Below are 13904 nucleotides of genomic sequence, written 5' to 3' on the forward strand. Positions count from 1 at the left end.
TGAGTCCTCACTGTATTACAGCCGTCATCATTGAATGATATAAATTCTAGCAGATCCTAAAATCAGATCGATCACCTTAGATCCAGATCGCTCTGCCACTCAGGAACAAATAATGAGGGACTCTTTTCAGAGTGCCTTAGTATTTGAACTTTGCTGCTTGTGTTCTCACATCAAAAGCCAAAAATAAAAAACCCCGCCGAATCGGCAGGGCTTTTGAATTCAGCTTGAAAGCTTAATTAGTAATTTAGTCTAGGACTAAAATTACTCAGCTTCGATGCTAACAAATTTACGGTTTTTAGGACCTTTCACTTCAAATTTCACTTTACCTTCAGTAAGAGCGAAAAGAGTGTGGTCTTTACCGATACCTACGTTGTTACCAGCGTGGAACTTAGTACCACGTTGACGTACGATGATGTTACCTGCAAGAACAGATTCACCACCGAAACGCTTAACACCAAGGCGTTTGCTTTCTGAATCGCGGCCGTTACGAGTAGAACCACCAGCTTTTTTGTGTGCCATTGTTAAACTCTCCTAAAAATTAAGCGTTGATGCCAGTGATTTTCACTTCAGTGAACCACTGACGGTGACCAGCTTGCTTACGAGAATGCTTACGACGACGGAACTTAACGATTTTAACTTTATCGCCACGACCGTGTTGTACAACTTCTGCTACAACCTTGCCACCCTCTACTAGAGGAGCACCAACTTGAATGTCTTCACCGTTAGCAACAAGTAGAACTTTATCAAATTCAACAGTTGCACCAGTTTCAACGTCTAATTTCTCTAAACGAAGAGTTTGACCTTCGCTTACACGGTGTTGTTTACCACCAGATTGGAAAACAGCGTACATATTTTACTCCGCTTTTTCCGCACAGCCTTTTGCTTTTTATTTGAGCAATATGGGTGTGCGCTAAACTAATCATCAATAGGGCGCAGATTCTACAGAAAGGACGTCCCCATGACAAGCCATATTTTAAAAAAATTGGCGAAAACCTAATCGCCAAAATAAAGTGCCGAGATGATGCCCTTTACCCATGTATTAATCAACGTTTTTTAGTGTATTATTCAGCGATAACTCAAATAGACAAGCCTTGTAGGTTCAACCTTTAGCCGGAATTATAATGGATTTTAAAGCCATCCAAGCCCTTACTGCCGATGATATGGCAAAAGTGAACGAAACTATCCAAGCTCAACTCAATTCAGATGTATCGCTCATAAACCAACTGGGTTTCTACATCGTGAGCAGTGGTGGTAAGCGAATTCGCCCCCTTCTTGCTGTTTTGTCAGCACGTGCTCTTGGATACCAAGGAACGGGTCATACGCTTTCGGCCGCTTTCGTTGAATTCATTCACACTGCCACCCTGCTTCATGATGATGTGGTTGACGAGTCCGATATGCGCCGTGGTAAAGAAACCGCCAATGCCGCTTTTGGAAACGCTGCAAGCGTGTTAGTCGGTGATTACATCTATACACGCTCATTTCAAATGATGACTGAGCTAGGATCAATGAAGATCCTTAAGCTAATGAGTGATGCAGTGAATGTGATCGCCGAAGGTGAAGTTCAGCAGCTAATGAACTGTAATGATCCTGACACCACAGAAGAAAGCTATATGCAGGTGATCTACTCAAAAACCGCTCGTCTATTTGAAGCCGCTACTCAAATCGGAGCGATCTTAAATGACTCGCCTGAAGAGATTGAGGTGGCATTGCAAAACTATGGTAAATACCTCGGTACAGCATTCCAACTGATTGACGATGTCATGGACTACACCTCAGATGGTGATGCGATGGGCAAAAACGTTGGCGATGACCTAGCTGAAGGCAAACCCACTCTACCGCTCCTTTACGCTATGAAGCACGGTAACGCACAACAAGCTGAGATGATTCGTGGAGCCATTGAACAATCAAACGGTATGGAGCGCCTCACTGAGATCTTAGCTGCTATGGAAGAGACTGGATCTTTAGAGTACACCCGTCAAAAAGCACTCGCTGAAGCCGACAAAGCCATCGCCGAGCTCGCTATCCTTCCCGAATCACAATATAAAGAAGCACTGGTTCACATTGCCCACCTAGCCGTTCACCGTAACGCATAGCGGCGGGTCACCGCACTCAGCTCATTGAAATGAGCTAGCGCATCAGAGCTCAGGCGAGCATGACACGAGCCACGAAACAAATAAAAAGAGAGCCTACGCTCTCTTTTTTAGATCACTGGTTATCGAAGGCGATAGGCTAATAGTACCTATCGCACCCAGAGTGGAGCTGCAGATTTTCTTGCAAGTCATCACAGTGCACGGCGAGCTGCTCATTTGTATCTTGTGTCTCAATAAGGACCATGTTGTTTTTTTTGTCTTTAACTAAGACGCGAGCAATACCTTGTTGGCACTCAACCATCATACCACTATGAACTCGTTCGCTATCCATATCCTAATCTCCATGAAAAACATCTAGTGTTACCTACGAGCTTAGCAGTAAAGCGATCATCTTGGACTGATATTGCAGGCCGATCAAAAAAGCCGAATAACAGTGCTATTCGGCTTTCATTTGTTTTCTAGGCAATTTTTGTCTTTAAGGCCACTCTTGTGACCTAAAAATCATTAGCTATTTGACGAAGTCTACACCCACTTGAATGTCACCGTTTAGCGTTTCAAGCATGCCATCTAGCGCTGCGGCCTCATAATCACTTAGCGCACCATAGCTCAACACTTCTTCAACCCCTTCTTTACCAAGCTTCACTGGTTGTGCGAAGTAAGGAGCATGTTCTCCAGCACCCTCAACATAAGCACACTCAACAACGCCTTCTTCACCTTGCAGAGCTTTCACCAGCGCGAGACCAAAGCGACATGCCGCTTGACCCATAGACAGTGTTGCTGAGCCACCACCGGCTTTCGCTTCCACAACTTCTGTACCGGCATTTTGGATACGTTTTGTCAGTGCCGCGACTTCATCAGCCGTAAACTCTACACCTTCAACCTGAGAAAGTAGCGGCAGAATAGTCACACCTGAGTGGCCACCAATCACAGGTACACGAATATCACCTGGATCTTTGTCTTTTAGATTGGCAACGAAGGTTTCTGAACGGATCACATCAAGCGTTGTCACCCCAAACAATTTACGCTTGTCATACACACCTGCTTTTTTAAGTACTTCCGCGGCTATTGGTACTGTTGTGTTGACAGGGTTAGTAATGATACCCACACACGCTGTTGGACACACAACTGCAATTTTCTCAGCGAGCGATTTAACGATACCTGCATTAACGTTAAATAGATCCGCACGATCCATCCCTGGCTTACGAGCAACACCGGCAGAGATCAAGACAACATCAGCACCTTCTAGCGCAGGCGTAGGATCTTCACCCCCATAACCTTTGATCGAAACTGGAGTTGGGATATGACTAAGATCAGCTGCAACACCAGGAGTTACAGGGGCGATATCATACAAAGCAAGATCAGAACCTGCAGGTAGACGATTTTTTAGTAATAGGGCTAGGGCTTGACCGATGCCACCAGCGGCACCAATAACGGCTACTTTCATCGTAGTTTCTCCTTGAGAATCACTCTTTATCTAAGGTTTGTAGGGTATTCTTTTGTCTCCCCAAGCTATCGAAAACACAAGAAATTTACAATTAATTAACCTCTTGTTTGCGACCTCACGCAGCACCTTATTGGCGAAACTACGTCGTTAACTTGTGGGGATTTCTATTCTTTCTCGATTATTTTTCAATCATATTGCCTTGTAATGACAATCTTTACAGTGACCCCATAGACAGAATTTGTTAAACAAATTGTTTCAACCTGCATATCTATGCGAAAATATGCAGGTACTAACAATTATAAAGATATGACCATGCGAAATTCAGACAAACAAGACCATTTAGTCCGTGCGTTTAAAGCACTCTTGAAAGAAGAAAGATTCGGTTCACAGGGCGATATCGTTGATGCTCTGAAACACGAAGGCTTCGAAAACATCAACCAATCCAAAGTGTCACGAATGCTGACTAAGTTTGGCGCAGTGCGTACGCGTAACGCCAAAATGGAAATGGTATATTGCCTTCCTGCTGAGTTAGGTGTGCCGACAGTATCAAGCTCACTGAGAGAGTTGGTACTCGATATTGACCACAACAATGCGTTAGTCGTTATCCATACTGGCCCAGGCGCTGCACAGCTGATTGCTCGACTGCTTGACTCCCTTGGCAAGTCTGAGGGTATCCTTGGGGTTGTCGCTGGTGATGACACCATCTTCATTACACCAACGCTCTCTGTAACGACTGAACAACTGTTTAAATCCGTGTGTGAACTCTTTGAATATACTGGATAAAAAACGCCTCTTTAACAAAGGCACTGTTTAACATCTTTTCTCGAACAGTGCCCTCACCCCTCGTCAACGCAATCAACCTAATCATTTGTGTGATAAACATCACATCTCACAAAATCATTATCTCAAAGCCAGAGGGTTGTTCAAGTTATTGTTTTTTAATAAATAATAACCACGATAACAGCGCAACAGTTTGGCTACAATACCGAACTTTACCCTGCCCTTTTTAACATTAATGTAATTATCTGTTGTTTTTTTTGCTATCATTCCAGTCACTTTTTCATCAATTGATGTGAAAAAGATGCCGTTTCCAGTGAGGAAACTCCCAGACTTACTACACTTAATCTGGGTCTAATAATGAATTAAAGGAAGGAAAATTCATGGCATTTACAAAGCTGATTAAAGTAGGGGCAATTGCTGCTGCAGTTATGGGTGCAGGTGCGGTCAATGCGCAAGAGTTTATTACGATTGGTACTGGCTCTGTAACTGGTGTTTACTACCCTACTGGTGGTGCAATTTGTAAACTAGTAAACAAGGGACGTAAAGAACACAACATTCGCTGTTCTGTAGAGTCAACTGGTGGCTCGATCTACAACGTGAACACTATTCGCTCTGGTGAACTGGACTTCGGTGTTGTGCAGTCTGACTGGCAATATCACGGCTACAATGGTACCAGCAAGTTCGAACAGCAAGGTCCATACAAAAAGCTTAGAGCGATGTTCTCTCTTCACACTGAACCTTTCAACATTATCGCTCGTTCAGACGCTGGCATTGAAAACGTGACTGACCTAAAAGGCAAGCGCGTCAATATCGGTAACCCTGGCTCTGGTGACCGCGCGACTATGGGCGTGGTGATGGATTCAATGGGTTGGACTAACGATAGTTTCAAACTCGCTTCTGAGCTTAAAGGCTCTGAACGCTCACAAGCACTGTGTGATAACAAGATTGACGCGTTCATTTACATGGTGGGTCACCCGAACGGATCTATCAAAGAAGCCACAACATCCTGTGATGCGAAGCTAGTATCTGCAACAGGTACAGAGATCGATAAGATCGTCGCTGACAACCCATACTATGCTTACAGTACAGTGCCAGCAGGCATGTACCGTGGTACTGATGTTGATGTTAACAGCTTCGGTGTAGCGGCTACTATGGTCACAACCTCTGACGTTTCTGACGAAGTTGCCTACAACGTTGCCAAAGCAGTATTCGAAAACTTTGATACCTTCAAGCGTCTTCACCCAGCGTTCGCTAACCTGAAGAAAGAAGATATGGTACAAGCGGGTCTTTCGATTCCTCTACACCCAGGTGCAGAGAAATACTACAAAGAAGTCGGCCTACTTAAGTAACCACTTCAAATCTAAAGGCGAGCGCGTATTCTCGCCTTTGATCTTTTCCCCACTTTTTGTGGGGTTTCTCGTTTTAATGCCTTTCTGCCCATCTAGTGCTGTATCCGCTCATGCGTGATCAAACTAAATGCTCGATCACTCCCAAAAGATCACACTAGTTTAAGAAAGCAAAGCTAACGCCTTTCACTACACTGAAAAGGGCGTATAGATGCTCTGATCAGAACTATAACTTACAGAGCAGACAATAATAAGGAAGAGTACATGACGACGAATAACACTCCGTCTCAAGATGTGCAAGATATGGTGGCGCAAGCCGACACCGGCGCTCGAAGCCCTGCTGGCATTCAAGGACGTATTTTATGGTTTGTACCTTTGTGCTGGTCACTATTCCAGCTTTGGTACGCCTCTCCGCTACCGTTCATTTTTGATTTTGGTGTGCTCAATGATACCCAAGCTCGGGCTATCCACCTTACATTCGCTATTTTCCTAGCCTTCACAGCTTACCCTGCAATGAAGAACTCACCACGCGACCACATCCCAGCGATAGACTGGTTGTTGGCACTCGCTGGTAGCTTCTCCGCGGCTTACATCTACATTTTCTACGCAGAGCTAGCGGGGCGCTCTGGTGCACCAACAACGCCAGATATTATTTTTGCCGTCACAGGTATGGTGCTGCTCCTTGAAGCTACACGCCGTGCTTTAGGCCCGCCATTAATGGTGGTTGCAGCGGTCTTTCTCACCTATACCTTCGCTGGCCCACATATGCCAGATGTTATCGCGCACAAAGGGGCGAGCTTAAATAAAGCCATGTCCCATCTTTGGCTGACAACAGAAGGGGTATTTGGTGTTGCATTAGGGGTGTCTACCTCATTTGTTTTCTTATTTGTGCTTTTTGGTGCCATGCTTGAGCGTGCAGGCGCTGGTGCATACTTTATTAAAGTTGCCTTTTCGTTGCTCGGTCACATGAAAGGTGGACCAGCAAAAGCAGCTGTAGTTGCCTCTGGCCTTTCGGGCTTGGTGTCTGGCTCTTCAATTGCAAACGTGGTGACAACGGGAACGTTCACTATCCCACTGATGAAGCGCGTTGGCTTCCCTGGCACAAAAGCTGGAGCGGTAGAAGTTGCCGCTTCCACCAATGGTCAACTTACCCCACCAATTATGGGTGCAGCAGCATTCTTAATGGTGGAATATGTCGGCATATCGTATGTAGAAGTCATTAAAGCGGCTCTACTGCCGGCACTTATTTCCTACATCGCACTCATTTATATTGTCCACTTGGAAGCATGCAAGGCCGGTATGACAGGGCTACCTCGCCGTCATACTCCGACACTAGTTCAAAGCCTTCTTTCGTTTACAGGAACGATTCTCGGTCTATGCGTTATCAGTGCTGCCGTCTACTATGGTGTCGGTTGGACAAAAGATGTTTTCGGCGCCGCTGCAACACCGATCGTCACCGTCGCGCTGTTATTGGCATACATTGGCTTACTTAAAATTTCAGCTAATCATATGAAAGACGGCCAGATTGAAATTGATGCAGAGTTGACAGAAGTTCCCGAACCTGGCCCAACGATTAAATCTGGTCTCCACTTCCTACTACCGATCGTAGTTTTAGTCTGGTGTTTGACAGTAGAGCGTTTCTCACCAGGACTCTCTGCATTTTGGGCAACTGTGTTCATGATCTTCATCCTGATCACTCAACGCCCAATCATGGCTATCATGGCAAAGACCAACGATGTGGCTGAACAAGCAAAAGCCGGTGGCGTTGATTTGGTAGAGAGCCTCGTCAATGGTGCGCGCAATATGATCGGTATCGGTGTGGCAACTGCTGCTGCTGGTACAGTCGTTGGGGTTGTTACGCTCACTGGTATCGGCTTAGTAATGACTGACTTTGTAGAGTATATCTCTGGCGGAAGCATTATCCTGGTGCTGATCTTTACCGCGATTATTAGTTTGATTTTAGGTATGGGTCTGCCCACTACAGCAAACTACATCGTTGTATCAACGCTAATGGCTCCGGTGATTGTTACCCTTGGTGCAGCCCACGGATTGATCATCCCGCTCATCGCAGTACACCTGTTTGTGTTCTATTTCGGGATCTTAGCCGATGATACACCACCAGTGGGTTTAGCTGCGTTTGCCGCGGCTGCAATAGCGAAATCGGATCCTATTCGTACCGGTATTCAGGGCTTTACCTATGATATCCGTACTGCCATTCTACCCTTCATGTTTGTATTCAACACGCAGCTACTCATGATGGGAGTTGATACATGGTGGCACTTAGCGCTCACAGTAATCTCGTCAATCATTGCAATGCTGCTGTTTTCGGCAGCGACTCAAGGTTGGTGGTTTACTCGCAATAAGTGGTGGGAGACGCTCTTACTGCTCGTTCTAACCTTTACCTTCTTCCGTCCTGGCTTTTGGTGGGACATGGTCTATCCTGCACAAGAGATAAAGCCGGGTATCGAGTTAAGTGAAGTTGTCGAAGCTCTGCCCGTCGGTGAGGCTGTGCGCCTTGAAGTTGCCGGGGAAACACTTGACGGTCGATACGTAGAAAAAACGGTTAAGTTACCCTTCGATGATAAAGCTGTCGGTGCAGAAGATCGTATCTCTTCTATGGGACTAATGCTTATCGAAGACGAGGGCAAAATGCTGGTTGATATGGTTGAATTCGGCAGCCCAGCCGAAGCATCGGGTATCGACTTCGATTGGGAAATTAAATCTATCGTCCAAAAAGCCGAACGACCAATGAAAGAGTGGGTCTTCGTACCGACACTATTGATCGTTTGCTTGATGGGCTGGAATCAATTACGTCGCGCTCGCAAGGAGCAAGTTAGCGCCTAACAAATATGGCTCAGCAGGAAACGCTGAGCCGATACAAAAAGAGATAAAGAATGTTTAAGCAAATTCTTGTACCTGTAGACCTTAATGACAAAGGATTCAGTGACAAAGCTCTAAACCTCGCAGTGTGGCATGCTAAGCAGTCTGGGGCGCAAATTCATCTTTTAAACGTGCTGCCAGGCATTCATATGTCTATGGTTGCAACATACTTCCCGAAAGATGCTGCCGCACAAATGAAGGCTGACGTGAAGCAGCAATTAAAACAGTTCGCAGACCTGCATGTACCTGAAGAACTCGTCTACAAAACGCATGTGGCGGAAGGCAAAGCGTACTCCACTATCTTGGAATACGCAGAGAAGCTTGGGGCTGATTTAATCGTGATGCCAAGCCATAAGCGCTCGAAGCTCGATAAGGTTGTACTCGGCTCTGTTGCCAGCAAAGTCGTACAAAACTCACCGATCAATGTCTTAGTCGTTAAGCCTCAAGGCTAAGTAAAACAAAGAGTTAAGCATTAAGAAAAATACCTATCACTGCGATAGGTATTTTTTTCTTTACTAAATGAGAATAATTATCAATACTAATTATAGCAAAGAACGAAACACCAATAAGGATACTCTCATGAAAAAGACTCTTAACTTCGCAATGATTCATTTCTTCATCGCATTTAGCGTTGGCTACATTTTAACTGGCGATATCCTTATCGGTAGCTTAATCGCGATGATTGAACCCATGGTCAATACTGTTGCATTCTACTTTCACGAAAAAGCGTGGTTAAAAGTGCCTTCATTGAGAAAGATTGCAAATTCAACCACTATCAAAACCGCTAGCTTTGCCACCGTCCACTTCAGTGTTGCCTTCGGTGTCGCCTACTTACTCACTGGAGACGTATTGGTTGGTAGCATCATGGCGACAATAGAGCCAGCGTGTAACACCATCGCTTACTACTTCCATGAAAAGGTATGGACGCGCAACCACCCTGTTGCCGCTTAAAACAAGCTACAGAGCAAACTTAGACAATGTGTTTGCTGGGTTAAGTGGGATGAAAAACTCATATTGGTGTTGTTCTATGGTTATACTGAGTTTTTCTCCTCTCTCATCCGCTTGCGTCACCTTAGGCGCCTCTACCTGAAACAATGCCGTTAAAGATTGATGGCGCAAATCAATAGGCAGTTGCAGACTAACCCCATTAAACTGCACGCAAGCCGAGGCTAAGCCAAATTGATGAACATCATAATTCAGTTTCACAAGCACCTCACAACCTCCACCGTGATGCCATACCTGTTCAACTTCCACCCTCTCTAAGCGAATGTGACGCATGAATTGCAAGTAAGGCTCAGATAGAATCTCTATCGGCTGTTGCGAATGACCAACATGCTCTCCTAGGCTTTGCTCCTCTTCGAGCAACCAGTCATCTTCCTGCTCCAAAAACAGTAACTCAAGGCGATTACGTCCCTTTTGTAGATAAGGTCGAATATCCTTTCGCATCGTTTGTCGATCGCCAAGACAATCGAATACGGCAACACCATTCACACGAACCTCTGCATAATGAGAGACCTCACTCATTACTAAATCTACAGCGGGCGCAAAGAGTTCTTCATCAAGCTCGATGTCATGCATTAAGTGCCACTCTTGAGCGCTAATCTGCGCCTCGGTGAGATGGGAAGGCAGCACCGAACTCAGTCGTGCGGGAAAGGTGATATCGTCCTGCGGGATCGATAAATCGGTCAGGGGTGAGACTTGCCACCAGCCTGCTAATGATAGCTTCATGCTTTACTTTCTCTCGTCTATGCTGGTCAGTGAGCGTTGACCAACAAAAAAAGCCAGAGTCACTGACTCTGGCCTTCTATTTATAATTATAGGCTTTATTAGCGCTTAGGCGAGATTATGCCAAAGTGAAGCTTATGCCAACAGTTCCTTAGCTGTTTCTACAACATTCTCTGTTGTGAAACCGAACATCTTGAACAGCTCACCAGCAGGTGCTGATTCACCGAATGTTGTCATACCGATAATGCGGCCATCAAAACCAACATACTTGTACCAGTAATCAGCAATGCCTGCTTCTACTGCAATACGCGCTGTTACATCTGATGGTAGAACCGCTTCACGGTAAGCTGCGTCTTGCTTATCAAATGCATCCGTTGATGGCATTGATACTACGCGAACTTGCTTACCTTCCGCCGTCAATTGAGCCGCTGCTTCAACTGCTAGTTCAACCTCAGAACCAGTTGCGATGATGATAAGCTCCGGCTTATCTGCACAATCTTTAAGGATGTATGCACCCTTAGCGATGTTAGCCACTTGCTGTGCATCACGCTCTTGTTGAGCCAGGTTTTGGCGAGAGAAGATCAGTGATGTAGGGCCATCTTTACGCTCAATTGCCAGTTTCCAAGCTACTGCTGATTCAACTTGGTCACATGGACGCCATGTGCTCATGTTTGGTGTTACACGTAGAGAAGCAATTTGCTCAACTGGCTGGTGCGTTGGGCCATCTTCGCCTAGACCGATAGAGTCATGCGTGTAAACCTGAATGTTTTGAACCTTCATCAGTGCAGCCATACGCATTGCATTACGCGCGTATTCCATGAACATTAGGAATGTTGCACCGTATGGTACGAAACCACCGTGTAGTGCAATACCATTCATGATTGCCGTCATACCAAACTCACGTACACCGTAGTGAATGTAGTTGCCGTCAAACTTATCCGCTTCTAGTGATTTAGAGCCAGACCACATGGTTAGGTTTGATGGTGCAAGGTCAGCAGAGCCGCCCATGAATTCTGGTAGCATTTGACCAAACGCTTCTAGCGCATTTTGAGATGCTTTACGCGAAGCAATGTTTGCAGGGTTTGCTTGAAGATCAGCAATGATTTGGTTTGCTTTCTCTTCCCATTGCGCTGGCAACTCACCGTTAGTACGACGCTTGAACTCAGCTGCAAGCTCTGGGTAAGCCGCTTCATAAGCTGCTAGCTTCTCTTCCCAAGCTGATTCTTTTGCATTACCTGCTTCTTTCGCATCCCACTCAGAGTATACGTCTGCTGGGATTTCGAACGGACCGTGTTCCCAACCAAGGAACTCACGAGCCGCTGCAATTTCTTCGTGGCCAAGTGGTGCACCGTGACAGTCATGAGAACCTGACTTGTTTGGTGAACCAAAGCCAATGATGGTTTTAGTACAGATTAGCGTTGGACGTGGATCATTCTTCGCCGCTTCAATCGCTGCATTAATTGCATCACTATCGTGACCATCAACTGCTGGGATAACGTGCCAACCGTAAGCTTCAAAACGCTTAGGTGTATCGTCAGAGAACCAGCCTTCAACTTCACCGTCAATTGAGATACCGTTGTCATCCCAAAATGCAATCAGCTTGCCTAGGCCTAGAGTACCCGCTAGAGAACATGCCTCATGCGAAATACCTTCCATTAGACAGCCGTCACCCATGAAGACATACGTGAAGTGGTCAACAATATCGTGACCTTCTTTGTTGAACTGAGCAGCCAACGCTTTTTCAGCGATAGCCATACCCACTGCGTTAGTAATACCTTGACCTAGAGGACCTGTTGTCGTCTCAATACCTGGAGCGTAACCGTACTCTGGGTGGCCAGGTGTTTTTGAGTGCAATTGACGGAAGTTCTTAAGATCGTCAATTGATAGTTCGTAACCAGACAAATGCAGTAGTGAGTAAATCAGCATTGAGCCATGACCGTTCGAAAGAACAAAGCGGTCGCGGTTTGCCCACTCAGGGTTAGTTGGGTTGTGATTTAGGTGAGAACGCCAAAGAACTTCAGCGATATCAGCCATACCCATTGGTGCGCCTGGGTGGCCAGAGTTAGCTTGCTGAACACCGTCCATGCTAAGAGCACGGATTGCATTAGCTAGATGTTTACGAGAAGACATGTCTGCTCCTGAATGCATTAAGCGAATGAGAAAAGATAAATGAAGCTGCTTCGCAGCGCGGGTATTGTCGCAGAGCGATTCACACTCTGCAAACGTTTACTTGAGTAATTTGAGCTCTATCCAAGCAAATAAGCCTAAAAACCGTAGTGGTTTACGCAAACGTTTGGTTCTAATTAATACTAAAAATCACTTGTAATTCATTTGTTGAAAACTAGAATAGACGTCTAGATGTAGAAACACCTACAGAAAATTTTTGTTAATAGCCGTTTTGCCAACCTTGTGCAGTGAAACACGGCTATGTAGATAGTTAATAAAGTGGAGCTCACATGGCTAAGCACCTATTCACTTCTGAGTCGGTTTCAGAAGGTCACCCAGATAAAATTGCAGACCAAATCTCTGATGCAGTTCTAGACGCAATTCTTGAGCAAGATCCTAAAGCTCGCGTTGCTTGTGAAACTTACGTAAAGACCGGCATGGTAATGGTTGGTGGTGAGATCACAACGTCTGCATGGGTTGATATCGAAGAGCTAACTCGCGAAACCGTTCGTGAAATTGGTTACGTTCACTCTGACATGGGCTTTGATGCTGACTCTTGTGCTGTTCTGAACACTATCGGTAAGCAATCTCCAGACATCAACCAAGGTGTTGATAAAGCGGATCCTAAAGAGCAAGGTGCTGGTGACCAAGGTATCATGTTCGGCTACGCAACAAACGAAACTGACATTCTGATGCCAGCGCCGATCACATACTCTCACCGTCTTGTGCAAAAACAAGCGGAAGTACGTAAGAACGGCACACTACCTTGGTTGCGTCCTGATGCAAAATCACAGGTAACGTTCCAATACGACCAAGGTAAGATTGTTGGTATCGACGCAGTTGTTCTTTCTACTCAACACTGTGATTCAATCTCAACACCTGACCTACGTGAAGCAGTAATGGAAGAGATCATCAAGCCAGTACTGCCTTCTGAGTGGATCAACAAAGAGACTAACTTCTTCATTAACCCAACTGGTCGTTTCGTAATCGGTGGCCCAATGGGTGACTGTGGTCTAACGGGTCGTAAGATCATCGTTGATACCTACGGCGGCGCAGCTCGTCACGGCGGTGGTGCATTCTCTGGTAAAGATCCATCGAAGGTTGACCGCTCTGCAGCTTACGCTGCACGTTACGTAGCGAAGAACATCGTTGCAGCAGGCATGGCTGACCGTTGTGAAATCCAACTTTCATACGCTATCGGCGTTGCTGATCCAACGTCTATCATGGTTGAGACGTTTGGTACTGAAAAAGTATCACACGACATCATCGTTGAAGCGGTTCGCCAAAACTTCGATCTACGCCCATACGGCCTACAAGAGATGCTGAACCTTCTTCAGCCTATCTACAAGAAGACAGCAGCATACGGTCACTTTGGTCGCGAAGAGTTCCCATGGGAAGCGACAGACAAAGCAGCACTTCTACGTGAGTTTGCAGGCATCAAATAAGCCTACATCACCACAAAGAATTCGAAGC

At 45.7% G+C, this 13904-nt stretch carries 13 protein-coding genes; 7 read left to right on the forward strand and 6 right to left on the reverse strand.

The features are described from left to right. Positions 1-261 precede the first annotated feature (261 nt). Both rpmA and rplU read right to left on the reverse strand, forming a co-directional pair. Positions 262-519 (reverse strand): 50S ribosomal protein L27, encoded by a 258-nt coding sequence (gene rpmA / locus QWZ05_RS10835; protein WP_005383095.1) that lies wholly within the window; start codon positions 517-519, stop codon positions 262-264. Between the two features lie 19 nt (positions 520-538). Continuing rightward, complete coding sequence (rplU, locus tag QWZ05_RS10840) at positions 539-850, reverse strand: 50S ribosomal protein L21 (RefSeq protein WP_047046372.1); 312 nt, start codon at positions 848-850, stop codon at positions 539-541. Positions 851-1121: 271 nt separating this feature from the next. Here rplU and ispB point away from each other — a divergent pair, with 271 nt between their 5' ends. Next, positions 1122-2093: an octaprenyl diphosphate synthase gene (ispB, locus tag QWZ05_RS10845; RefSeq protein ID WP_264877722.1), complete on the forward strand. Its 972-nt coding sequence runs from the start codon at positions 1122-1124 to the stop codon at positions 2091-2093. 136 nt (positions 2094-2229) lie between these two features. Here ispB and QWZ05_RS10850 read toward each other — a convergent pair whose 3' ends face one another. Next, complete coding sequence (locus QWZ05_RS10850; protein ID WP_264877720.1) at positions 2230-2421, reverse strand: hypothetical protein; 192 nt, start codon at positions 2419-2421, stop codon at positions 2230-2232. Between the two features lie 177 nt (positions 2422-2598). After that, positions 2599-3534, reverse strand: a complete 936-nt coding sequence (mdh, locus tag QWZ05_RS10855) for a malate dehydrogenase (protein ID WP_264877719.1) — start codon at positions 3532-3534, stop codon at positions 2599-2601. A gap of 312 nt (positions 3535-3846) precedes the next feature. Here mdh and argR point away from each other — a divergent pair, with 312 nt between their 5' ends. From argR to QWZ05_RS10880, 5 genes are all read left to right on the forward strand, one after another. Continuing rightward, a complete protein-coding gene (gene argR, locus QWZ05_RS10860; RefSeq protein WP_264877718.1) occupies positions 3847-4317 on the forward strand; it encodes a transcriptional regulator ArgR in 471 nt (156 codons plus the stop codon). 377 nt (positions 4318-4694) lie between these two features. Next, positions 4695-5663: a TAXI family TRAP transporter solute-binding subunit gene (locus QWZ05_RS10865; RefSeq protein ID WP_290298378.1), complete on the forward strand. Its 969-nt coding sequence runs from the start codon at positions 4695-4697 to the stop codon at positions 5661-5663. Positions 5664-5924: 261 nt separating this feature from the next. After that, positions 5925-8504, forward strand: coding sequence for a TRAP transporter permease (locus QWZ05_RS10870; RefSeq protein WP_290298380.1), 2580 nt, complete (start codon positions 5925-5927; stop codon positions 8502-8504). A 50-nt stretch (positions 8505-8554) separates the two neighbouring features. Then, positions 8555-8992, forward strand: a complete 438-nt coding sequence (locus tag QWZ05_RS10875) for a universal stress protein (protein ID WP_264877715.1) — start codon at positions 8555-8557, stop codon at positions 8990-8992. A gap of 127 nt (positions 8993-9119) precedes the next feature. Further along, positions 9120-9491: a DUF2061 domain-containing protein gene (locus QWZ05_RS10880; protein WP_264877713.1), complete on the forward strand. Its 372-nt coding sequence runs from the start codon at positions 9120-9122 to the stop codon at positions 9489-9491. 6 nt (positions 9492-9497) lie between these two features. Here QWZ05_RS10880 and QWZ05_RS10885 read toward each other — a convergent pair whose 3' ends face one another. Beyond that, positions 9498-10268, reverse strand: a complete 771-nt coding sequence (locus QWZ05_RS10885; protein WP_264877712.1) for a glycosyl hydrolase 2 galactose-binding domain-containing protein — start codon at positions 10266-10268, stop codon at positions 9498-9500. Positions 10269-10400: 132 nt separating this feature from the next. After that, a complete protein-coding gene (tkt, locus tag QWZ05_RS10890; RefSeq protein WP_264877711.1) occupies positions 10401-12413 on the reverse strand; it encodes a transketolase in 2013 nt (670 codons plus the stop codon). Positions 12414-12721: 308 nt separating this feature from the next. On the opposite strand from tkt, the gene metK reads away from it, so the two are divergent. Beyond that, complete coding sequence (gene metK, locus QWZ05_RS10895) at positions 12722-13876, forward strand: methionine adenosyltransferase (protein ID WP_164647300.1); 1155 nt, start codon at positions 12722-12724, stop codon at positions 13874-13876. Positions 13877-13904: the final 28 nt, after the last annotated feature.

Source organism: Vibrio agarivorans, from assembly GCF_030409635.1.
Classification (GTDB): domain Bacteria; phylum Pseudomonadota; class Gammaproteobacteria; order Enterobacterales; family Vibrionaceae; genus Vibrio; species Vibrio agarivorans.

What these genes read in the sequence shown, in the direction of transcription:
- metK (WP_164647300.1), top strand. Translation starts at nt 12,722, where the DNA reads ATGGCTAAGCACCTATTCACTTCTGAGTCGGTTTCAGAAGGTCACCCA.
- mdh (WP_264877719.1), bottom strand. Translation starts at nt 3,534, where the DNA reads ATGAAAGTAGCCGTTATTGGTGCCGCTGGTGGCATCGGTCAAGCCCTA.
- QWZ05_RS10875 (WP_264877715.1), top strand. Translation starts at nt 8,555, where the DNA reads ATGTTTAAGCAAATTCTTGTACCTGTAGACCTTAATGACAAAGGATTC.
- QWZ05_RS10865 (WP_290298378.1), top strand. Translation starts at nt 4,695, where the DNA reads ATGGCATTTACAAAGCTGATTAAAGTAGGGGCAATTGCTGCTGCAGTT.
- QWZ05_RS10880 (WP_264877713.1), top strand. Translation starts at nt 9,120, where the DNA reads ATGAAAAAGACTCTTAACTTCGCAATGATTCATTTCTTCATCGCATTT.
- ispB (WP_264877722.1), top strand. Translation starts at nt 1,122, where the DNA reads ATGGATTTTAAAGCCATCCAAGCCCTTACTGCCGATGATATGGCAAAA.
- QWZ05_RS10885 (WP_264877712.1), bottom strand. Translation starts at nt 10,268, where the DNA reads ATGAAGCTATCATTAGCAGGCTGGTGGCAAGTCTCACCCCTGACCGAT.
- rpmA (WP_005383095.1), bottom strand. Translation starts at nt 519, where the DNA reads ATGGCACACAAAAAAGCTGGTGGTTCTACTCGTAACGGCCGCGATTCA.
- rplU (WP_047046372.1), bottom strand. Translation starts at nt 850, where the DNA reads ATGTACGCTGTTTTCCAATCTGGTGGTAAACAACACCGTGTAAGCGAA.
- QWZ05_RS10870 (WP_290298380.1), top strand. Translation starts at nt 5,925, where the DNA reads ATGACGACGAATAACACTCCGTCTCAAGATGTGCAAGATATGGTGGCG.
- tkt (WP_264877711.1), bottom strand. Translation starts at nt 12,413, where the DNA reads ATGCATTCAGGAGCAGACATGTCTTCTCGTAAACATCTAGCTAATGCA.
- argR (WP_264877718.1), top strand. Translation starts at nt 3,847, where the DNA reads ATGCGAAATTCAGACAAACAAGACCATTTAGTCCGTGCGTTTAAAGCA.
- QWZ05_RS10850 (WP_264877720.1), bottom strand. Translation starts at nt 2,421, where the DNA reads ATGGATAGCGAACGAGTTCATAGTGGTATGATGGTTGAGTGCCAACAA.